Source organism: Paenibacillus sp. JL3B1040 (assembly GCF_057063165.1).
On record NZ_CM169317.1, the window covers coordinates 5791711 to 5812096 of the forward strand.

Below are 20386 nucleotides of genomic sequence, written 5' to 3' on the forward strand. Positions count from 1 at the left end.
CGGTTTATCTCTTCATCTTGGGATCAAGGGCATCGCGCAGCCCGTCACCAATGAGATTAATCGCTACCGTCGTAATTAGAATACACATCCCCGGCGGTATCCAGAGCCAAGGACGTTTCCGAAAGTCAATCAAATTATTGGCATCCGAAATCAAGTTCCCCCAAGACGGTGTGGGGGGGATAACCCCGAGACCAAGGAAACTCAGTGATGATTCATACAAAATGGCGCTCGCAACGCTCAAAGTTGCCGTCACGATGATAATCGGAATCGTGTTAGGAAGAAGATGACGGAATATTTTGCGGCGGTCCCGGAGTCCTAAAGCCTCGGTCGCCAACATAAATTCCTGTTCCCGCAAAGTAAGGATTTGTCCCCGAACCAACCTGGCCAACGTTGTCCAACTCAATAGGCCGATAATAAACATCAAATAATAAATCCTTGAAGGCGGAGGAACCTTTAAGTCTGACATGACGGCTCCAAGAATGATCAGAATCGGCAGCGTGGGTAGTGACATAAAGATATCGGCCACCCGCATGATAAGCGTGTCTACCTTTTTCCGATAGAATCCTGCCAGAGCCCCCAGGACCCCGCCGATAATAACGGTAATCACCGTCGCAACAATCCCTACCAATAGAGAGATTCTCCCTGCCAGCATAACCCGCAGCAAAATATCGCGGCCAAGCTTATCCGTCCCAAACCAATGAGCCGAGGACGGTGGCAGATTTTTGTCGACTAAAGAGTAATCATATAAGTTATATGGTGAAAAAAACGGACCGATAAAACAGATCAGGAACATCAATACCAGGATCACGAGTCCGCCCAAGGCCAGCTTGTTGCGGTTAAAACGCCGCACCGCCATCCGCCAAGGCGATTCCGATACCATGGCCGATGCTGCCGGTTTCTTCGTCAGTGTAGCGATTTCCGTGGCCATTTGATCTCCTCCTACTTCAAGCGAATTCGCGGATCAGCCAAACCATACAGGACGTCCGACAGTAAATTCCCCAGTAAAGTCAAAACGGCTAACAATATCGTAAACCCGAGCATAAACGGATAATCCCTCATATTAATGGAGTTCAAATAGATATGTCCGATACCGGGCCAAACAAAAATTTGCTCGGTGATGATCGCTCCGCCAAATAAGGCGGGCAACTCAAAACCCAACAACGTGATGGCCGGAATCATGGCATTGCGCAACGCATGTTTGAAGATGACCGTGCTTTCCTTCAACCCTTTGGCACGCGCGGTCCGAATATAGTCCTGGCGGATGACTTCAAGCATGCTGGTACGAAAATATCGGGTCAAACTCCCCGTGCTTAGCATCGTCAACACCATCACCGGAAGGAATCCGTGCTTGAGAACATCCACTATATGATCCCAACCACCCGCTTTGGAACCGGCGGTAATCATTCCCCCGACTGGGAACCACCCTAACGTTAGGGCAAAAATACGAATTAATAAAAGTCCAATAAAAAAAGACGGAAGCGACATACAAAAAAAGACGATTAAGGTAATCAATTTGTCAAAAAACGAGTACTGAAATTTTGCTGAAAACACGCCGGTAAACACGGCAATAGTCCAGCTAAGAACCAAACTGGCGAAGGCGATAATGAACGAATTCCATACATATTCGTTCACAACCTCCATCACAGGCTTTTTATGCTGAAATGAATCCCCCATATTACCAACCAGCATATTTTTGGCCCAAGTAACGTAACGTAGGTACTCCGGCTGATCTAAACCATAGATCGCCCGCAACTGATCCGCTCTTTCGTCTGTCATATTAGGGTTGTTCAAGGCGGTGATATAATCGCCCGGGATTAAGGCGGAAATGGCATAAACGATGATAGTTATACCGATCAGCGTGGGGATCATTTGCAACAATCTTCGGATAATGTACGTTCTCATCGGACTTCCCCCTGATTTATGGATGCGGGCATACCCGGCCGTTGGCCGGGTATTTCCGCTGGGTTGACTTCATTCAGGCTTATTGGGCGATTTGCACTTGGTACAAGCTGAACGGAAAGTCTTTATATGGGGAAACGTCGAATCCATCGAGACGGCCATTGATCGCCAGCATATTCTTTCTTTGGTACATCAAAATTACCGGTACATCCTTGTTCAATTCTTGGTACATCTCTTTATAGATTTGCTTGCGCTCCTCAATATCAAGTGTCTTCTTACCTTTAGCCATCAGTTCGTCTACTTTCGGATTAGAATAACCGTAGTCATTTTGCGAACCGTTCGTAATATAAACTGTATTGTCTGGGTCAGGAGTTAACCCCCATGCAGCAAAGTACATATCGAAATCCCCGGTATTGGATTTATCCATGATCGCGTTGAAATCTAAGGTTTCAGCAGCGATTTCGATACCCAGTTCTTTATAATTTTGCGTCATGATCGGAAGCAGGGCTTCTACTACCGGATTATCAGCCGTTGCCGAGAAATTGATTTTGAATACTTCGCCGTCTTTCTCGCGTTGGCCTTTGCTGTTCAGTTTCCATCCGGCTTCATCAAGCAGTTGTTTTGCTTTATCCAAACTAAAGTCGTAGGGTTCGATATTTTCCGACGTGAATGCCCAGGATACCGTGGATTCCGGAATGTTGATCACATCGGCATAAGGACCATAGATGCCCTCTACGATTTCCTTGCGATTTAGCCCGTATACCAGTGCCTTACGAACTTTCACGTCCTGGAATTTCGATAACTTGTGGTTAAATGCTATATAGCCGTACCCGTTGTTAGGGAGTAAACTAATATCCACAAAACCCATGGCTTTCAAAGCTTCCACGTTATCTTCGGAAACAGATACGCCCTCTTCCATATCGGTTTCGCCTTGTTGCAGCATTGGTAAATTCGTTGTGTTGGTCGTTGTTTTGTAGATGAGATTTTTTACTTTAGGTGCACCGCGGAAATAATTTTCGTTCGCTTCAAACACCACTTCTTGGCCCGGTTTGAAGCTTACAAGCTTATATTGACCGCTCCCTAGGGGTTTGTCGTTTAATTTTTTTACGCCGTCCAGTTTGCCTTGCACATAGTCCTTGCCATAATAATGTTCCGGCAGGATATAAATGCCTCCGAGCTCCACGGGCGTCAAAGCTGTGTATTCTGTCAAACTAACCTCGACGGTATGATCATCGATGATTTTCACCCCGGAAATCTCTTTAGCCTTGCCTTCGTTATATTCCTTGGCCCCTACGATGTTCCAACTCAGCGGGTCCGATTGACCATCATAACTTGCGTCCATAAACGTTTTAAGTGTAAAGTAATAGTCCTTTACGGTCATTGGCGTACCATCGGTAAACGTGACACCCTTTTTCAAATGATACGTATATTTGAGTCCATCCTCGGATACTTCCACCTTGTCGGCCAGACTGTTCTGATAAGTACCGTCAGGTTTCACCTCGATAAAAGAGTCAAACAATGTATAGTTCACATAGAAGTCGTAGGCCGTTTCCATAAACAAAGGACTAAATACCCCTTTGGGATCTGTCATCCCAATAATCATCGTATCGGTGCGGTTTGCCGCAGCCGGTGGATTCAGGGAGATGTCTACCGCTTCAATATAACCATCCGTGGTCTCGCCCTCAGTCGGCGTTGTTGGTTCCGCGGGTTCTTCCGTTGTAGTATTCGTACTGTTCTCCGTGTTGTTTGTCGTTGCCGTTTCAGCGGCATTGTTGCCGCCTCCGCATGCGGTAAGTGCCATAGAGAACACCAGCAACAGTACCATAAACCCCCACCATGTTTTTTTCATTTTTACTCCTCCTCTTGTTACTTTCTTAGGAATTAGGAACCTGGTATTATGCAGACACCTGGAAGTAAATTCGATAATAGTCATCACGGGAGTTTAATATGTAAGTCGAAAGATAAGAATTATTGTCAAATACCTTTTCCGCTTTTCTTCGTAAATCCCCCCTAAAATCTGCTGTGCAATAGTTCTCTCGGCTCTCTTTACACAAGCATTCTTTTCTCTAATGAATTGGAGCTCCGCCGAAACGGCCGGCTCGGAATTACCAGATCTTATTCCCTTTGGTACTGATTTTCTGCTCTCTAGGAAAAGTACGGCAGAACTGAGCGCTTGATAAAGGTAAAGCGTCAAAGCTTCAGTATAAACCATCGGTTAAATAAGAGCCTTGGTGATCCCAAATATAGAGGAAAATAACATTTGAATTATTGTTCATAATACATGTGAAAATATCTCACGTCAATATCTTTTTCAAACGATTATCGGACCCTTTTAACCCCTGATTTACTAATAATTTATAGATTTTTCTAATATGAAGCGTTTACAAAAAGTTGAACGTTAATTTTTCTAACTCGTAATTCACTAACAATGTCATCAATTTTCGATTTAATTTTATCCATCTCGCTAAATATCGACGTAAGGTCCTATCGGTTTGCTGGGACTTTGTCGGATTTCCTCGGCACCTTATTTGTTCCGACATTCACGTAAAAAAATAAAAAAACAGCCGAACCCTAGGTTCGGCTGCCGCTTTTGCAAAATTACTAATGCTTATTCCGTTGTGTAAGGAAGCAATGCGATTTGACGGGAGCGTTTGATCGCAATCGTCAAAAGGCGTTGGTATTTCGCGCTGGTGCCGGTAACACGACGAGGCAAAATCTTGCCGCGTTCGCTGATGAATTTCTTCAGCAGCTCCGTATCTTTATAGTCAATGTGAGTAATTTTATTCACAGTGAAGTAGCACACTTTACGACGTTTGTTGCGGCCGCCGCGGCGCGCCGGTCTTTTGTCGTCTCCGCCTTCTCTTTGCTTGAAGCTCATGCTTTTCAGTCCTTTCCGTGTTTAAAATGGCAAATCGTCATCCGAAATATCGATCGGTTTCCCGTCGTCGGAGAAAGGATCGTCCTGATTGCTTCGCGAGAAACCGCCGCCACGGCTGTTGCCGCCGCCGCTGCCGCCTCCGAACGGAGACTCCTCCCGCGTACCGCCGCCACCACCTGCACCGCCTTCGCGGTTCGATTCCAAGAAACGGACATTATCGGCAATAACTTCGGTTACGTATACGCGTCTGCCTTCGTTATTCTCGTAGTTCCGTACTTGAATACGTCCTTCCACAGCCGTTAACCGTCCTTTACGCAAATAGTTTGCGCAAGTCTCGGCAAGCTGCCTCCAAGTTACGACCGGGATAAAATCCGCTTCGCGTTCGCCCCCTTGCGAGGTAAACGGTCTGTCCACGGCGAGCGTAAACTGGGTTACCGCTACGCCGGCTGGCGTATATCGCAGCTCCGGATCCCGGGTAAGACGTCCGATGAGAATGACACGGTTCAACAATCAAATCCCCTCCTTCGGGCAAATACTCAAACTTGAATTAGGCTACGTCTTTCGTAATGAGATAACGGATAACCTCGTCGGAAATCTTCAAGATCCGTTCCAGCTCGGCAACTACTTCAGGAGTAGCTGTGAAATTCACGAGCACGTAAATTCCATCACGAATCTTGTTAATCTCATACGCAAGCCGGCGTTTGCCCAACACGTCATGTTTGGTAATTTCACCGCCGTTTTGGATGATGCCTTGGAATTTTTCGACTGTAGCTTGAACAGCTTCTTGTTCAACGTCAGGACGAATAATGTACATCACTTCGTATTTGCGCATCTGATTCACCTCCTCTTGGACTATGGCCCCCAACACGTATCTCGTTTGGGAGCAAGGAGCGAGCGTAAACTCGCACCATAATAATATATCAAATCGGCCGGGCGACTGCAAGTGGAAGCTAGAAAGAAGCCCTGTTACCGCCCACTTTTGCTTTCCGCCTTTCCCCCAACCGGTAAATCTTTAAATCGCCCCAGCTTCGTGCCGTAAGTTCCCCGCATCACCGCAACCCCCAGACCGGCGGCCGCCAGCGTAATGCCCAGCGCGAGACGAGGGTTGATTTCCCAGGCGAACCCCGTGACGAGCGAGCCGATAAACGACCCCAAATACTGGATGCTGTTGAATATCCCGTTGACCGTTCCTCGGTAGCCGGCATCGGCCATATCGTTAACGCAGCTTTGGGCGATCGTGGAAACGGAGATATAGCAGATCATAAACAACACGCTTCCCGCCAAAATAAACCCATAGCTCGATTCATAAAACAGCGCGATGCCGGCCGCGCCAAGCAGAAACGCTACCTGCAACAAAAGATAACGGTAACCTTTCGCCGTAGCCCGGGCGGAGCATTTCAAGGCGATAATCGCTAGGATGACCGCCGGCATAAACACCTTCCACATCCCGTCCGTTCCGGTAATGGTCTGCAAATTCATCGGAACAATATAAAAAACAGATACCATCACATAATTATTGACAAAGGCAGCCGCGTTCAATTTCAAGTAAGCCGAATTTCTCATCAAACGGGCCAACAGCGGTTTGAAACCGGCCGGAGCTGCTTCTTCCGGGCCCGCGCCGATCTCCGCCCCCTTGGACTCCCCCCGGCTCTGCGGCTCCTGCAAATAAAGCAAAATAAGCAGCCAACTGACCGCAATAATGCAGGCGCAAACGAGAAACATTTCGTTGACAGTCATTACATGATGAACCAACGGTCCGAAGGCAAACGAAGCCGCAGCCGCAAACCCGATACTGGCGCTTACGATGCTCATTGCCTTTAACCGCAACCGTTCGTTCAATCCGGCGGATACCCAGGAAAATACCACGGCTATCACCGCGCCGCTCCCCTGAAGCGCACGGGCCAAGATCAGCCAATAAATATCGGTGGCAAAATAGGCGATGACTAGCCCCGCGATAACCTGCGCAAATCCGATTAAAATCACTTTTTTATTTCCGATCTTATCGCTCCATAGTCCGAACGGAATCTGAAAAACGGCCTGGGTTAGGCCAAATACGCCCAGCGCCATCCCCGCAAACGTCGGCGTATAACCGTCCAGCGATTGGGAGTACACCGAGATAAACGGCATGACCATCGTCATCGCGACCTGCCGGATGCTGACGGCGATGCTCAATATGCACAAAAAAGCTAGTTCCGCTCTTGTAAAGCCCTCGCTCCATCGTTCGTTGATTTCGTTCATTGAGTTGTCCGCTCCCTACCTAGCGGTATGTCTCGATTGACTATCCGTGACTTATGCGCCGATTCCATCCATCAGAACCCGGTACACTTCTTCCCAAGCTTGTTTTAGGGTCAAACCGTGTTGCTGAAGAAACTGGTGCTCATAAATGATAGAACTTGTTTTTTCGATCATAAAAATCACAATTTCCGGACGGATCGTCGGCCTTAGCAATCCTTCCCGCAAAGCTCCGTTCAATAAATCGGTAAGCAGCCCCACTTTAAATCGGCGGTACGCCTCCACCTTCTCCCATTCCCCAGGATACAGCGTACGGGCTTCTTCTATGACGGATAAAGGCAATTTGTATTTATGATACGAAAATACGACCGCGCGAAACCGATCCCGCCATTCCGCAGCTTTGTCCATTTCCCGGAGCGTAGTGGTTCGATCACTTTCCAGCACTTCATTAAAAAAGGCGGAGACGATCTCGTCCTTGCCCGTAAAATACTTGTATAGGGTTTTCTTACTGATTCCGAGTTGCCCGGCCAAATCGTCAAGCGTAAACCTCCGCAGGCCATGCCGGCCGATGAGCTGCGAGGCGGTTTCAATGATCTGTTCCCGCAGATGGTCTCCCCTCCATTCCATTCGCTTCCTTCTTCTTTCGGAAACTCATTTTTCATTTTCAGTTTCCATGAGATATCATACTCCCTTTTCTATAATTTGTAAATCCATTTACGGGTGTAAATCAAAATCCGATCACATAACCTAAGTAACGATTCATCATCATGACTTCAAAGGAGGCAATCGGAATGGGCGAACAAACGGAATTCGAAGAAGGCATGCGTGCTCCAAACCCGGGGGTATATGTTGAAGTCGGCGAGGCGCGAAGCTTTCATACGCAAATTCAGAATCCAAAGCGGATCACGTTGAAGAAGGGCGAGAAATTTCCGGAAACGTCCAACAAGGACCGCAAGTGGAAAAAGGAAGAAAAAGCCCGCGTGCATTAACCATTTGGTTTTGTTCCGCTGTAAGGAAGTATAAAAAAACGATACATGCACATAATACAATCGACGGCGAGCAAGAGAGGTGTGGTTCCGTTGGTCCGTTTAAAGGGTTCCGCGAGAAACAAACCGCAAGGAGATCTTGTTCACGACTTGTAGAAGCGTCAGATCACGGGTTAGTGAAGACCCCTCTTCCCTGATTCGTGCTTGCTTAGGCAAACATCGAAATGTTTCTGTTTGTCGCTGAGAAAAGAATTCCCAAATCAGTTCGCCGTCAACCATGGAAGGACCCGCAAGGGTCCTTCTTTCCGTTTGGATGTCCATGTTCGCAACAACAAAAAAACTCCTACGTAAACGTAAGAGTTCGTCTTTGAATCAGTAATGGCGGAGAGGGTGGGATTCGAACCCACGCACGCCTTGCGACGCCTAGTTGATTTCGAGTCAACCCCCTTGGGCCTCTTGGGTACCTCTCCACAGCAAGCAAGAATGATTGTACCATGATTTTTTTTTCAATGCAACACTTTACAATTATTTACATGAACCGCATAGAAGTCCGCAAAAAACCATACTGTTCTCCCGATATTAGCGGAAGGACAGTATGGCGAATTGGAGCTAAACGCTGCCTTTAGCTATTTTGATAACGTTCATAAGCAGCTTGGTATACTTCCAAATACCGGTCAACGCCTATTCCCTGGACTTGCTTGACATACTTGTCCCATTCGGAAAATTTCGCGTCGCCCGTAATAAATTTCGCCTCCATTTCCGTGATGAGGCTTTCGATATCCTTTCCGACCGTGCTCATAAATTCCGTCTCTTCATCCGTAAAGTTGAAATTATACCACAGCTCTTTGACGATATTCGGCTTCACCTTTTCGCCAACCGCTGTCGATTCCGGCAATGATTCGGAGCCCTTGAAATAATTTTGCTGCACGTAACCCGGGTAGCTGCCGCCCATCCAGGAAACATAGTCGGTCAGCGACTGATCGAGCGTTAGCCCTTCAGGATTATTTTTAATGGCATCCACAAATTCAAGCGTTCCATCGGCTTGCTTCGTGTAGGTTTCCCCTTCCTTGCCCATGAAAAAGAGCTGTGCCCCTTCATCGCTAAAGAAATAGTCCATCCAGCGGATCGTCGCTTCCGGATGCTCGTTCTTATCCGTAATGACGAAGGCGCCGGGCCATACCATCGGTACTTTAATGTGGCTATAGATTTGATCTCCATGAGGTCCTTTTAGAGCGCCGAGGCCAAAATACCCTTCTCCGTTAAATTGCGTCTTCGGGTTAGGATTGATTGTCGAGGCCAACAACCCTTTGCCCCCCTTGGCATATAAGGTTTTACTGTCCTGAGTAAAGATATCCTTATCAATCAGTCCTTCGCTATACAGCTTGTTCAGGAATTCCAGCAATTCCTTATTAGCATCCGTCAAACGGAAGAAACGCAGATTGTCGCTAGCCGGATCCATATCCACATATTTGTGCCCAAGACCGCGATTGCCGAGGCCCCAGGCCCCTTTCAACTGATCCATGAGCGGTCCGATGCCCGTTCCGCTGTACGGCAATTCATTCGCTTCACCGTCTCCGTTAAGGTCGGTGCTTTTGACGGCTTTTAAAAACTGGTAGAACTCATCGATCGTTTGAGGCTCCTTCAACCCCAGCTTGTCCAAATATTCCTGCTTCACCCAAAGCGGCGTCCCGATCAGCATCGGCAAAAATTCCGGACTGTAGAAGGTGGGGAAAGAATAAATATGCCCGTCCGGCATCGTCAGCGCTTTTCTTAGATCCGGATATTTATCCATCAGCTTTTGCAGGTTAGGCGCATATTTCATCATCGGGCCGTCCAGCTGGACGAAGCTTCCTTGAGCTCCGTATCTCATCAAATCCGCAGCAGGCATCCGGGCCGTAAAAAATGCGTCCGGGTAATCTCCGTTCGCCAGGGCAAGATTGCGTTTTTCCGTCAAACTATCAAAAGGAATGAACTGAAATTTAACGTTGATATTGGACATCGCGGCCATTTCCTTATAGACCAGACGCTCCTCAAAGGGAGTATTTCCGTTCGTTCCAGCCAGTCCGGTAAAGAAGGTAAGTTCAATGGGTTCTTTGACGATAGGCATTCCCGCTTCATTAAGGTTTACTTCCTTCGGGGTATCTGGGTTCGGCGAGCCTTCCCCCTTATTTTGACCTTCGGCCTCTCCTCCGCCGCAACCGGCGAGCAGACCGGCAATAATGACAAGCGACATAATGACATGGATCCATCTTTTCCTCAACATCGTATTGGTTCCCCACCTTTTCTGTGTTATGGATTACCCTTTGATCGCACCGATCATAACGCCTTTCACAAAATACTTTTGCAGGAACGGATACAGCAGAAAAATCGGTAGATTGGTTGCAATGACCGCCGCATATTTGACGGCCTCCTCGTCCATAATCGCCTGGGCATGAGAAGAGTCGGACGTATTGACCATCTGTTCCATTTGGCCTTGGATCAGAATTTCCCGCAAGAACAGCTGCAAAGGATATTTGCCGGGATCCGTCAAATAAATAAGCGCATTGAAGTAAGCGTTCCAATGGCCGACCGCATAGAACAACACCATCACCGCTAAAACGGGAGCGGACAGCGGAAGAACGATCCGCAACAGCGTACGGAGATCCGAGCATCCATCGATCGCTGCGGATTCCAGAAGCTCTCCGGGAATGCCGGACTGAAAAAACGTGCGCATAATGAGAATATTCCAGACCGACACCGCACCGGGAAGAATGAGCGCCCACATGGTATTGGTCAGCCCGAGCGATTTGACGACCATATACGTAGGAATTAAACCGCCGCCGAAAAACATTGTAAAGACGAATATTCCGGTAATGGCATTCCGTCCCCAAAAGCCGGAGCGGGATAACGGGTACGCCGCGAGCACTGTCATCACAAGATTAATGGCCGTACCAACCAGCGTATAAACAATTGTATTGGCATACCCCCTCATAAGTTCCCTATTTTCCAGTACCTTTCGGTAACCGGTCAGGCTTATATCAACCGGCCACAGCCACATATCCCCCGCGAGCACGGCTGAAGGATTGCTGATGGACGCGCTGATGACAAACAGGAGCGGATAGAGAATGATCGCGCAAACAATCATGAGCAAAGTGATATTAACGGCATCGAACCACTTATCCTTTGCGGTTCTTAGTTCCATGATGACCCCCCTCTTACCACAAGCTGGCCTGGTTCAGATATTTGGATGTTCGGTTCACCAGAAGCAGCAAAATAAAATTGACCACGGAATTGAACAATCCGACAGCGGCGGCAAAGCTGTATTGGGAACCCAGGATGCCGCTGCTGTACACATAGGTTGCAATGACATCGGAGCTCTCCTTGTTAAGGGAGTTCTGCATCAGAAATATCTTCTCAAATCCGACACCCATCAAAGATCCCGTATTCAGGATCAGCAGAATAACGATGGTGGAGCGAATGCCGGGCAGATTGATATGCCAAATCCGCCGCAGTCTGGAGGCTCCGTCTACCCGCGCCGCTTCGTGCAACTGGGGATCGATTCCCGCTAGCGCGGCAATGTAAATGATCGAGTTCCACCCCATCTGCTGCCAAACCCCGGACCAGACATAGATTGATTTAAACCATTCCGGCTTGGTCATAAAATAGATCGATTCCCCTCCAAAAGCCCGGATCACCGTGTTTACGATGCCGGTCGTAGGGGATAAGAACATGATGACCACGCCAACAACCACAACCGTAGACAAAAAATGGGGGGCATAAGTCACGATTTGCACGAACTTGCGCATGCGTTGCTGACGTACTTCGTTAATCATTAAAGCGATCATAATCGGCAGCGGGAACCCGGCGATAAGCTCATACAAACTGATGCCCAACGTATTGCCGATCAATCTCCAGAAAAAGTAGCTGTCAAAAAAACGCTCGAAATGCTTCAAGCCCACCCAGGGGCTGTCCCATATTCCTTTGGTTCCGATAAAGTCCTTGAACGCAATCTGCAATCCGTACATCGGCCAATAATGGAAAATGAGAAAATAGAGCAGCACCGGAGCGATGAGCAGATAGAGCTGCCAGTGCCGGCTCATTCGCTTACCGGCCTTCCTCAGCCTTTGGTTTGCTCTTGCCGTCCATGTATTTCCGGAAGATAACCGGGTATGGCTTTCCCGGACCGGATATCTGACCCGCTCCATCACAAATGCTCCCTCGCCAGTACTATCCAGTCCTCCACCCGATCGGTGCAAACGAGTACGGAAGGATACTGATGGTGGAATTTTTCCATCTCTTCGCGGTCATTAACCGTCCAGGCCGCAAGCTGAACTCCATTCGCTTCGCACCATTGGATGTAGGGTTCCGTAATGCAGGTATGCCTCATCTCAAGAGAACAGGCTCCAAGCTCTTTTATGAACGGCAAGAATGCAGGAGAACTGTTGCCGGCAATCAGCCCGATCGGAATCTCTCTATTAAGCCGTCGCACCCGAACCAGCGAATCATGATCAAACGAAGTAATGATCACCTGATCCGCCATATCCAGCTTTCGAATGAAATGGAGCACACGGGTTTCGAGCTCCGGATACATGACTCCCTGCTTTTTCAGTTCCAGATGAATTTGCACCTGTCCCTTCAACAACCTTAACGCTTCCTCCAGAGTGGGAATTTCCTCCTTCCCTTCTACCTGAAGTCGCTTTAATTCAGCCAGTGGATAATCCCCGATATTCCCCGTTCCGTCAGTCATTCGGTCCACCGTGTAATCGTGAAAAACGACGGGAACCCCATCTTTGCTGAGCTGCGCGTCCAATTCCAGGTCGGTAACGTCCAAGCTAAGGGCCGACCGGAAAGAAGATAAAGTGTTTTCCGGATATCGGACCGGATTTCCTCTGTGGGCAATCACTTTTGTGCTCATACAAGTTCAACTCCTTTTGGGCTGATGCGACTCATTTCTTGGCCCGGCGTGTAGCCGGGGCGAGGGTAAGCAAACCGCAGCAAGGCTTCAATAACCCCATCGCCGTAATTCCCCTCGGATACGTATTGGGCCTGTTTCTTCAGTTCGGGAGAGCTGTTGTTCACCGCCACTCCGATGGCGGCATGCTGCAGCATGTCCAGATCATTCATCTGGTTTCCGATGGCCATGATCTCGCTGCGGGCAATCCCTAAAGAATTTGCCAATTTCAGCATGGTCTCCCCTTTGGTATATTGGCGCGCTCCAATCTCCAAATAATTGTCTTCCGACTGAAGAGCGGCATACCGGTCCCGAAGAAACGGTTCATGCCTCTCCCAAAGCGATCGCACCGTCTCCATTGGACCTATAAGAATAACCTTATGGACATGGCGGGCGGTCCACTTGTCTTCTCCAATATCATCCAGACGACATCGTACGGACTCTTTGCGTTCATATTCCTGGACCTGAAGCGTTCGGCGAAACACCCGAACATCTTCTTCCCGAAACATAAGAACATCCGTTCCTTGGCGGTCCGCCTCCAGCAGCAGCACCGCCAAATCGGCGAGAGGCAGCAAATGCGATTGCATAATCCCTTCCTTTCCGGCCAAAATGGAACCGTTGCAGGCGATGTACGGGATATCCAACTGCAGTTCTTCGGCGATTCGATAAGCAGTCAAATGCGGCCTCCCCGTAGCCAAAGTAAATAACCCTCCCTGTTCCCGAAAGCGGTTCACAGCTTCCAGTACCCTTCTGGTTAACCGATGCTCTTCCGAGAGAAGCGTACCATCCAAATCACTAACAACAAGACGTATGCGGCTCAACGACTCTCTCTCCTATCTTGCAAGCTTTTTGAAAGACAGCAAAAAGGAGACGCTGAGGACAAAAACAACCCAAATCCACGCATCAATACGCGGTAAGGCTGCTTCTGGGTTTTCTCAACGTCTCCACCCGTAGGCACTATTCATCTTCAAACTAACGTTTTCCTGCATGCCGCCTTTGCCGAAATCATTCCAAAAATCCGGATTGCCGATAGAAACATAATCGGCCCCGCTGCGTAATGCCGTACCGATCTCCTCCTGACTTCGGATCAATCCGCCCGCAATCAAAGGATTGTCGATTCTCTTCTTGAATTCGCCGATGATTCTCGGCATAAGTCCAGGCATGAGTTCGACCTCGTCCGGCTCACATTGTTGGATCATTCGAATCGCCGTTTCCACCGCTGCCGTATCAATGGCAAACACCCGTTGGATCGACTTGATTCCAGCATGTTTTGCTGCTACGACCATATTGCTTTTCGTTGTGACGATTCCTTCGACAGCGAATACCTCAGCCAAATATTCAATAACCGAGGTGTCCCGGCCAATCCCGCCCACCATTTCAACATGCACGTAAATCTGCTTGTTTTTTTTACGCAATTGCTTAACGATATCGTCCAGCGTCATGATGTTTCCCGCCATCAGAATAACTCGCTTGACCTTGCTGTCGGCCGCCGCAGAAATCATGTCATCTTGAGTGATAGAGGCGATAATGGGATAGTCGCTTATGATGATCACCTCTTTAGCCGATCTGTGTTCAGTATAACGTTCATATATCAGAAGAATGTCGGAGTTTTGTTTGTTTTTTGTAAAATACGGCCTTGGATCTTAGGATTCCGTCCGTTCCGTTTGTTCACGAGCTTCCGCAGAACGAAGCACCTTACGCATATTTTTCTCGAATTTGGCGCGCGGTACCAACACACTGTGCTTACATCCGACGCATTTAATGCGGATATCCATGCCCATCCGAATAATTTCCATTTCGTTGCTGCCGCAAGGATGGTTTTTTTTCATTTGCACGATATCGCCCAACTGAAAAGATTTACGCTCCATAGCTTACTCCCCCGATCTTATTCCATATTACTCTCCATCCTAAATCTACATTTTAGGCCTTCTGATGCTAAGCGTTCATCTCGGCTTGCTCCAGCGCTTCCTTCGCATAAGTCTGAATCAGCCGCTCGATGTCGGCCCGAAGAGCCGGCGGGCATTCCACGGCGATTCGAATGACGTATTCGCTGGCCGTTAGCGACTGGATGCCCAAGACGCTCGGGACCTGAGGGACTTGCCCCTGCTCATCCTTCAAGCGCTGCATGGCCCCTTGCAGGAGCTCTACGCACCCCTCCAGCTTCCGGGTGTTGCTAAACGGTAAATCGACCACCGCCAATGCCGTCCCCACCGAAAAATTCGTCACGTTCGTGATCATCCCGTTAGGGATAATGTGAACCTCTCCCGTCCAGCTCACGAGCCGCGTGGAACGAAGACCGATGATTTCCACCGTCCCTTTGAGGTTGCCGGTTTGGATGACGTCACCGACGGCAAATTGATCCTCCAGGATAATGAAAAAACCGGTAATGACATCCTTCACCAAACTCTGGGCCCCGAAACCAATCGCAAGTCCAAGGACTCCGGCTCCCGCCAGCAGCGGTGCCAACTGAAAGCCCAGCTCGCCCAGCACTAGCATCACCATAATGAAGTTGCTGGTGATGCTGGTCACGTTTTTCAGCAACTCACCAACCGTAACCAATCGCCGCGGGTTCATCTGCAATCGGTTTTTTTCCCGTTTCTGCAACGACCGATCGATTAAACGGAAGACGACACGAACGAACAAACGGATCAGCACAAAAATAAGGATGATTTTGATCCCCGCATAAAACACATTCATCCACATATCCATATCTGTAAACCAATTCCATATATTGTCTCTCCAGATGTTGGCCTTCGCCCCCAGCATATCTATCAATCCTTTTTAAGATTTCCTAACTCGACTTGTTAGAGCTTGATGCTATCATAGCCCATCCCTTGTCGGGAGTAAATCCCCCGAATCTCTACCGATTCCGAAACGACAATTTCTTTAACGACCCCTAAAGCCGTTTGCGGAAACTGAATCGATAACGCACACCCAGCGGTGATTTCTTTTGGAGTGGGACAAAGATCGATCTCGATCTCGGCATACTCCAACAGCATCTCGGCACGTAATGCTTGTTGTGTTGAATCAAAAGCCATCACCAACCAATCTTCTTCCACGCTGATCCCTCTCCTTTTTGCCTAATGAGACTTTCGTACGAGTATATAATAAGCGTTTCTTCCATATACTATCTACTAATTCTTGGAGGTGCGGACCGTTTCGCACTTGAACCTACGCGGAAAGGAAGATTCCATGTCACAGATTCAACCGACGATTCCAGAGCAAGAAATTCCTTATTTGAAAATCCCTCACACCGAACCCGGCATTCATTCGGCGATCATCCACCGGTTGCTTCTGCATTTTGGACAGGTTGCCCCCGGGCAAGAGATCGTCATCATCTGCATCGGGACAGACCGTTCCACCGGCGATTGCTTGGGACCGCTGGTCGGCAGCGCATTGGCCAAATATCGCAGCTCGCAATTTTACCTTTACGGCACCTTGGAGGAGCCGGTACATGCCATGAATTTAAAAGAAACGCTGGAGCAGATTCATGCGCGATTCGTCGATCCTTATATTATCAGCATTGACGCCTGTCTCGGCCAAACGTCCAGCGTAGGTTCCATTCAAGTCGTCCAGGGCCCGTTGCGCCCCGGTGCAGGGGTGAATAAAGAATTACCGCCGGTCGGCGATATCCATCTTACAGGCATCGTCAATGTCGGCGGCTTCATGGAATACTTCGTATTGCAAAATACGCGTTTAAGTCTGGTCATGCGACTTTCAGAAATCATTTCAACCTGCTTGTATACAGCGATCAAGGAGTGGACTCGGGGAACAATTTCCCTTGCCCGGCGAGAGCTATAGCTTCGCGCTCCTCCGGAGAAAGCGCATGCGTCGACTCTCCTTTCTCCAGGCCTTTGGCATATACAAAGGAACCATCGCGATTATAAAGTCCCGTAATGACCACACCGTCTTGCCGATCGTTGATGAACGCAATCGAGAAGCTTAGATCGTTCCCTTTCTCGCCAAACGCATTATATCGTTTGATACCGATTTTTGACTTTTGCAAAGGGATCCATTTTTGAATTTGTGCGAGCTGCTGCCCTTGCTGATCTTGGAGATCTTCAATTTTACCCTGTTGCATTTTCAAATCGATCAGCAAGCTTTCCAGATCGTCGATACCGGTCTCTTTCATCATAAGCTCATATCTTTTCTTCATCTTGCGCAATTTACTTCCTTGAATCAGATTCCAAACCAACAGCCATAGAATCAGGAGAACTAAACCTCCAACGATCCAGCTCAATTGCTCAAAGATGAGATCATTCCATTCCTGCATGCGACTGTCTACTCCTCCATGCTTGAGATCAATTTATCATTTTTAAAATTGCGTCGATTAATGCTTGAAGCTCCGCCTCTGTCGTCATATACCCTACGCTAGCGCGGATGGCTCCGCCTTGCAGAGTCCCGGCGGTCCGGTGACCCAATGGCGTGCAGTGATAACCGGCACGAACGGCGATACCGTACTCCCTATCCAGCGTAAATGCGATTTCGGAGGCATCTCGTCCATCAATCGTAAATGCCACGATGCCCGTTCGCGGCTTACCGATTTCCGGGCCGATCAGACGAACTCCCGGAATTGCCTGCAACTCTTTCATTAAATATTGCGTCAGTCCCCACTCGTGCCGGTGAATCCGCTCCACCCCGCGCTCCAGGACCGTCTCTACTCCGGCACCTAAACCGGCAATTCCCGGGGTATTCACCGTCCCCGCCTCGTATCGATCAGGCCGAACGGCCGGCTGCTCACTTTCCTCAGACTGGCTTCCTGTCCCCCCATGATGCAGCGGCTCCAAATCAATATCCGGATGAATATACAATCCTCCTGTTCCTTGAGGACCCAGCAATCCTTTATGACCCGGGAAGGCAAGCAAATCAATCCCCAGTTCTTGCACATTTACGGGATAACATCCGGCCGTTTGTGCGGCATCGACCAGGATAACGGCTCCGTTCGCATGAGCCATGCGGCTTAATTCTTGGATCGGCAAAATACATCCGAGCAGATTCGAACTATGAGAACATACAAGTAAACGTGTACGAGACTGAAAAAGTTTCTCCACCTGCCGCAAATCCAATTGGCCCTGGCGATCCACTTCTGCATAATCGACTTTGATCCCCAAAGTTCGTTTTAAGAACTCCAACGGACGCCTTACCGAATTATGCTCTACTGTCGTAGCCACCACATGATCTCCCGGCTTCAACCAGCCTTTTATGGCTAAATTCAAAGCCGTCGTGGCGTTGGACATCAACGCGATATCGTTTGGATTGGCAACCCCAAACAATTTCGCCAGCTTAACACGGGTGTTGTACAGCACCCTTCCCGCCTGCAGCGCCATCCCATGATTTCCGCGCCCCGCATTGGCGGCTGGTCCGTTTAGTATTTCCAACATCACTTCCCCTACCCTAGGAGGTTTTGGCCAAGATGTGGCTGCATGATCCAGATAGATGACCGATTTCGTTTCGCGCACCAACATGATTCCCTCCCTCGGATAGTTAAGTTTCATATCTCCTGTCATACGTCCGGATGACAGACCAAGAAATGACATACCCTTCTTTCTCAAGCCCCTCCGCTTCAGGCTATCCAAAAGATGGATATGTCATTTCATTTATCCGTTAGCTCAGCATATCAAGAATTCGTTGCAAGTCCTGCTGGCTATAATAGTTAATTTCAATTTTTCCTTTGTCTTTGTTCGCTTTGATCTTGACGGTCGTCTTATATCGTTCTCGCAAACTTTCTTCCACCTCTTCGATATAAGGATCCCGTTTCTTTCCGGCCGCTTTCGGTTTTTCTTGCTTTTTGCGATCCAGTTGCTGTACCGCATCCTCCAGATCCCGAACGCTCCATTCATGTTCGATGCACTGCTGGGCCAACTGTTTGATCGTGGTTGGATCCTTTAGTCCAACCAAAGCCCGAGCATGTCCCATCGATAATGTTCCACGTGAAACATATTCTTTAACCTCTTCCGGCAAGGACAACAATCGCAAAAAGTTAGCGATATGAGAACGGGATTTGCCAACCTTCATCGAGAGTTCTTCCTGCGTCAACTGGAATTGATCCATAAGCCCTTGATAAGCTACAGCCACTTCCATCGCGTTCAAATTCTCCCGCTGCAGGTTCTCGATCAGCGCAATTTCCATCACCTGCTGATCGGAGAAGCTCCGAACCACCGCAGGAATCGTAGCATTTCCGCAATATTGCGAGGCGCGGAATCGCCGCTCCCCGGCAATAATCTCGTAACCTTTTAGTACGCTGCGTACAATAATCGGTTGAATAACCCCATGCTGCCGAATCGATTCGGCCAATTCCCGTATAGCTTCTTCGTCGAAGGTCTTACGTGGTTGGTACGGGTTGGCACGAAGCTGATTGAGCGGGATTTCTATCACCTTATCATCATCCTGGATGGACAGCGCCGGAATTAGGGCATCTAATCCTTTACCCAATCGTTTATTCATAAGATACCACTTCCTTTGCCAACTCAAGATAAACTTCCGCGCCTTTTGAACGAGGATCGTACGTAATAATCGATTGACCATGAGACGGCGCTTCGCTTAATCGTACATTACGCGGAATTACAGTCTTGTACACTTTCTGTTGGAAATACTTCTTCACCTCTTCAATCACTTGAATCCCCAAATTCGTTCTGGCATCAAACATCGTCAACAACACCCCTTCGATTTGCAGGGACGTGTTCAAATGCTTTTGGACCAATCGAACCGTATTCAGCAATTGACTCAGTCCTTCCAATGCGTAATATTCACATTGAATAGGAATAAGCACGGAATCGGCTGCGGTCAACGAATTGATCGTCAAGATGCCAAGCGAAGGCGGGCAATCGATCAAAATGTAATCGTACAAGTGCCGAATCGGCTGTAACGACTTTTTGAGCCTCACTTCGCGAGATATCGTTGGAACCAACTCGATTTCCGCACCGGCCAGTTGAATCGTAGCCGGGATAATGTGCAAATTTTCGATTTCGGTATGTGCGATGGCTTCCTTCGGATGAACCTCATTGATCAGCACGTCATAAATACAGTTTGCGACATCCGCTTTATTAATGCCAACACCGCTCGTCGTATTCCCCTGGGGGTCAATGTCGATCAGCAGTACCTTTTTTCCGATGGCAGCTAGTCCCGCTCCCAAATTGACGGAAGTCGTCGTTTTTCCGACGCCTCCTTTTTGGTTAGCTATGGCTATGATTTTAGACAATCCAGTTCACCTCAATATAATAGAAGAATCTCTTTGTAGTACTCATGTACGCATTCTAGGCTGTCGCTACAAAAAGACCAATAGCAATGCGTGGTGAATTCACCTGCCGGTCGAAATCGACAATCCAAAACCGTGAATTCGAGCATCTACCGATCTGTATCCACCACCGTATTATCCACATGTGTATAACAGATCCGGAGTCGGCTCCATTTTCCGGCCTATCGTTCAAGACCGAAAAAGAAGCTGACCTGCAACCTCGCGGT

At 48.5% G+C, this 20386-nt stretch carries 23 protein-coding genes and 1 tRNA gene; 2 read left to right on the forward strand and 22 right to left on the reverse strand.

What is annotated here, in order from left to right; genetic code table 11:
• Nucleotides 1-4: 4 nt before the first annotated feature.
• From opp4C to ACZF99_RS26610, 8 genes are all read right to left on the reverse strand, one after another.
• Entirely contained in the window at nucleotides 5-928 is a 924-nt protein-coding gene (gene opp4C, locus ACZF99_RS26575) for an oligopeptide ABC transporter permease (protein ID WP_483607905.1), read from the reverse strand.
• An 11-nt stretch (nucleotides 929-939) separates the two neighbouring features.
• The gene (locus ACZF99_RS26580) at nucleotides 940-1902 is read right to left on the reverse strand and encodes an ABC transporter permease (protein WP_483607907.1); all 963 of its coding nucleotides are present in this window, start codon (nucleotides 1900-1902) and stop codon (nucleotides 940-942) included.
• A gap of 79 nt (nucleotides 1903-1981) precedes the next feature.
• Nucleotides 1982-3748, reverse strand: coding sequence for an ABC transporter substrate-binding protein (locus ACZF99_RS26585; protein ID WP_483607909.1), 1767 nt, complete (start codon nucleotides 3746-3748; stop codon nucleotides 1982-1984).
• Between the two features lie 759 nt (nucleotides 3749-4507).
• Nucleotides 4508-4777 carry a 30S ribosomal protein S18 gene (rpsR, locus tag ACZF99_RS26590; RefSeq protein WP_009223360.1) on the reverse strand — a complete coding sequence of 90 codons (270 nt, stop codon included), beginning with the start codon at nucleotides 4775-4777 and terminating at the stop codon, nucleotides 4508-4510.
• A gap of 21 nt (nucleotides 4778-4798) precedes the next feature.
• Entirely contained in the window at nucleotides 4799-5287 is a 489-nt protein-coding gene (ssb, locus tag ACZF99_RS26595) for a single-stranded DNA-binding protein (protein ID WP_483607912.1), read from the reverse strand.
• Nucleotides 5288-5324: 37 nt separating this feature from the next.
• Nucleotides 5325-5609 carry a 30S ribosomal protein S6 gene (gene rpsF, locus ACZF99_RS26600; protein ID WP_483607914.1) on the reverse strand — a complete coding sequence of 95 codons (285 nt, stop codon included), beginning with the start codon at nucleotides 5607-5609 and terminating at the stop codon, nucleotides 5325-5327.
• A gap of 134 nt (nucleotides 5610-5743) precedes the next feature.
• Entirely contained in the window at nucleotides 5744-7015 is a 1272-nt protein-coding gene (locus ACZF99_RS26605; RefSeq protein ID WP_483607916.1) for an MFS transporter, read from the reverse strand.
• A 51-nt stretch (nucleotides 7016-7066) separates the two neighbouring features.
• On the reverse strand, nucleotides 7067-7636 hold the full coding sequence (locus ACZF99_RS26610; protein WP_483607918.1) for a TetR/AcrR family transcriptional regulator: 570 nt from the start codon (nucleotides 7634-7636) through the stop codon (nucleotides 7067-7069).
• A 164-nt stretch (nucleotides 7637-7800) separates the two neighbouring features.
• On the opposite strand from ACZF99_RS26610, the gene ACZF99_RS26615 reads away from it, so the two are divergent.
• Entirely contained in the window at nucleotides 7801-7998 is a 198-nt protein-coding gene (locus ACZF99_RS26615; protein WP_483607920.1) for a YjzC family protein, read from the forward strand.
• Between the two features lie 376 nt (nucleotides 7999-8374).
• On the opposite strand, the gene ACZF99_RS26620 is transcribed toward ACZF99_RS26615, so the two are convergent.
• The 10 genes from ACZF99_RS26620 to ACZF99_RS26665 all read right to left on the reverse strand — a co-directional run bounded on the left by ACZF99_RS26620 (nucleotide 8375) and on the right by ACZF99_RS26665 (nucleotide 15963).
• Nucleotides 8375-8465 (reverse strand) — tRNA-Ser (locus ACZF99_RS26620).
• A 152-nt stretch (nucleotides 8466-8617) separates the two neighbouring features.
• Complete coding sequence (locus ACZF99_RS26625; RefSeq protein WP_483607922.1) at nucleotides 8618-10258, reverse strand: extracellular solute-binding protein; 1641 nt, start codon at nucleotides 10256-10258, stop codon at nucleotides 8618-8620.
• 33 nt (nucleotides 10259-10291) lie between these two features.
• On the reverse strand, nucleotides 10292-11176 hold the full coding sequence (locus ACZF99_RS26630) for a carbohydrate ABC transporter permease (RefSeq protein ID WP_483607924.1): 885 nt from the start codon (nucleotides 11174-11176) through the stop codon (nucleotides 10292-10294).
• A 13-nt stretch (nucleotides 11177-11189) separates the two neighbouring features.
• Complete coding sequence (locus ACZF99_RS26635) at nucleotides 11190-12074, reverse strand: ABC transporter permease (RefSeq protein WP_483612991.1); 885 nt, start codon at nucleotides 12072-12074, stop codon at nucleotides 11190-11192.
• A 104-nt stretch (nucleotides 12075-12178) separates the two neighbouring features.
• Nucleotides 12179-12889 (reverse strand): glycerophosphodiester phosphodiesterase, encoded by a 711-nt coding sequence (locus ACZF99_RS26640; protein ID WP_483607926.1) that lies wholly within the window; start codon nucleotides 12887-12889, stop codon nucleotides 12179-12181.
• Nucleotides 12886-13746, reverse strand: a complete 861-nt coding sequence (locus ACZF99_RS26645; protein WP_483607928.1) for a Cof-type HAD-IIB family hydrolase — start codon at nucleotides 13744-13746, stop codon at nucleotides 12886-12888. The genes ACZF99_RS26640 and ACZF99_RS26645 overlap by 4 nt, the downstream gene beginning before the upstream one ends.
• Nucleotides 13747-13860: 114 nt before the next feature.
• Complete coding sequence (locus tag ACZF99_RS26650; protein WP_483607930.1) at nucleotides 13861-14478, reverse strand: glycerol-3-phosphate responsive antiterminator; 618 nt, start codon at nucleotides 14476-14478, stop codon at nucleotides 13861-13863.
• A gap of 90 nt (nucleotides 14479-14568) precedes the next feature.
• On the reverse strand, nucleotides 14569-14793 hold the full coding sequence (locus tag ACZF99_RS26655) for a DUF951 domain-containing protein (protein ID WP_483607932.1): 225 nt from the start codon (nucleotides 14791-14793) through the stop codon (nucleotides 14569-14571).
• Between the two features lie 67 nt (nucleotides 14794-14860).
• Nucleotides 14861-15622: a mechanosensitive ion channel family protein gene (locus tag ACZF99_RS26660; RefSeq protein ID WP_483607934.1), complete on the reverse strand. Its 762-nt coding sequence runs from the start codon at nucleotides 15620-15622 to the stop codon at nucleotides 14861-14863.
• 107 nt (nucleotides 15623-15729) lie between these two features.
• Nucleotides 15730-15963 carry a putative Se/S carrier protein gene (locus ACZF99_RS26665; protein ID WP_483612993.1) on the reverse strand — a complete coding sequence of 78 codons (234 nt, stop codon included), beginning with the start codon at nucleotides 15961-15963 and terminating at the stop codon, nucleotides 15730-15732.
• A gap of 154 nt (nucleotides 15964-16117) precedes the next feature.
• Here ACZF99_RS26665 and yyaC point away from each other — a divergent pair, with 154 nt between their 5' ends.
• On the forward strand, nucleotides 16118-16726 hold the full coding sequence (yyaC, locus tag ACZF99_RS26670; RefSeq protein ID WP_483607936.1) for a spore protease YyaC: 609 nt from the start codon (nucleotides 16118-16120) through the stop codon (nucleotides 16724-16726).
• On the opposite strand, the gene ACZF99_RS26675 is transcribed toward yyaC, so the two are convergent.
• The 4 genes from ACZF99_RS26675 to ACZF99_RS26690 all read right to left on the reverse strand — a co-directional run bounded on the left by ACZF99_RS26675 (nucleotide 16677) and on the right by ACZF99_RS26690 (nucleotide 20123).
• A complete protein-coding gene (locus ACZF99_RS26675; protein WP_483607938.1) occupies nucleotides 16677-17198 on the reverse strand; it encodes a DUF4446 family protein in 522 nt (173 codons plus the stop codon). The two genes, yyaC and ACZF99_RS26675, sit on opposite strands and share 50 nt — an antisense overlap.
• Before the next feature lie 28 nt (nucleotides 17199-17226).
• On the reverse strand, nucleotides 17227-18390 hold the full coding sequence (locus ACZF99_RS26680; RefSeq protein WP_483607940.1) for an aminotransferase class V-fold PLP-dependent enzyme: 1164 nt from the start codon (nucleotides 18388-18390) through the stop codon (nucleotides 17227-17229).
• A 139-nt stretch (nucleotides 18391-18529) separates the two neighbouring features.
• Nucleotides 18530-19369 carry a ParB/RepB/Spo0J family partition protein gene (locus ACZF99_RS26685; RefSeq protein WP_483607942.1) on the reverse strand — a complete coding sequence of 280 codons (840 nt, stop codon included), beginning with the start codon at nucleotides 19367-19369 and terminating at the stop codon, nucleotides 18530-18532.
• Entirely contained in the window at nucleotides 19362-20123 is a 762-nt protein-coding gene (locus ACZF99_RS26690) for a ParA family protein (protein WP_059041228.1), read from the reverse strand. Before ACZF99_RS26690 ends, ACZF99_RS26685 begins: the two co-directional genes overlap by 8 nt.
• Nucleotides 20124-20386 lie beyond the last annotated feature (263 nt).

Bases quoted from the DNA above. Each gene is read 5' to 3' on its own strand.
- ACZF99_RS26585 (WP_483607909.1), bottom strand. From the start codon at position 3,748: ATGAAAAAAACATGGTGGGGGTTTATGGTACTGTTGCTGGTGTTCTCT.
- rpsF (WP_483607914.1), bottom strand. From the start codon at position 5,609: ATGCGCAAATACGAAGTGATGTACATTATTCGTCCTGACGTTGAACAA.
- ACZF99_RS26680 (WP_483607940.1), bottom strand. From the start codon at position 18,390: ATGTTGGTGCGCGAAACGAAATCGGTCATCTATCTGGATCATGCAGCC.
- ACZF99_RS26640 (WP_483607926.1), bottom strand. From the start codon at position 12,889: ATGAGCACAAAAGTGATTGCCCACAGAGGAAATCCGGTCCGATATCCG.
- ACZF99_RS26625 (WP_483607922.1), bottom strand. From the start codon at position 10,258: ATGTTGAGGAAAAGATGGATCCATGTCATTATGTCGCTTGTCATTATT.
- ACZF99_RS26655 (WP_483607932.1), bottom strand. From the start codon at position 14,793: ATGGAGCGTAAATCTTTTCAGTTGGGCGATATCGTGCAAATGAAAAAA.
- ACZF99_RS26660 (WP_483607934.1), bottom strand. From the start codon at position 15,622: ATGAATGTGTTTTATGCGGGGATCAAAATCATCCTTATTTTTGTGCTG.
- opp4C (WP_483607905.1), bottom strand. From the start codon at position 928: ATGGCCACGGAAATCGCTACACTGACGAAGAAACCGGCAGCATCGGCC.
- ACZF99_RS26580 (WP_483607907.1), bottom strand. From the start codon at position 1,902: ATGAGAACGTACATTATCCGAAGATTGTTGCAAATGATCCCCACGCTG.
- ACZF99_RS26615 (WP_483607920.1), top strand. From the start codon at position 7,801: ATGGGCGAACAAACGGAATTCGAAGAAGGCATGCGTGCTCCAAACCCG.
- yyaC (WP_483607936.1), top strand. From the start codon at position 16,118: ATGTCACAGATTCAACCGACGATTCCAGAGCAAGAAATTCCTTATTTG.
- ACZF99_RS26635 (WP_483612991.1), bottom strand. From the start codon at position 12,074: ATGAGCCGGCACTGGCAGCTCTATCTGCTCATCGCTCCGGTGCTGCTC.
- ACZF99_RS26610 (WP_483607918.1), bottom strand. From the start codon at position 7,636: ATGGAATGGAGGGGAGACCATCTGCGGGAACAGATCATTGAAACCGCC.
- ACZF99_RS26685 (WP_483607942.1), bottom strand. From the start codon at position 19,369: ATGAATAAACGATTGGGTAAAGGATTAGATGCCCTAATTCCGGCGCTG.
- ACZF99_RS26665 (WP_483612993.1), bottom strand. From the start codon at position 15,963: ATGGCTTTTGATTCAACACAACAAGCATTACGTGCCGAGATGCTGTTG.
- ACZF99_RS26675 (WP_483607938.1), bottom strand. From the start codon at position 17,198: ATGCAGGAATGGAATGATCTCATCTTTGAGCAATTGAGCTGGATCGTT.
- rpsR (WP_009223360.1), bottom strand. From the start codon at position 4,777: ATGAGCTTCAAGCAAAGAGAAGGCGGAGACGACAAAAGACCGGCGCGC.
- ACZF99_RS26605 (WP_483607916.1), bottom strand. From the start codon at position 7,015: ATGAACGAAATCAACGAACGATGGAGCGAGGGCTTTACAAGAGCGGAA.
- ACZF99_RS26630 (WP_483607924.1), bottom strand. From the start codon at position 11,176: ATGGAACTAAGAACCGCAAAGGATAAGTGGTTCGATGCCGTTAATATC.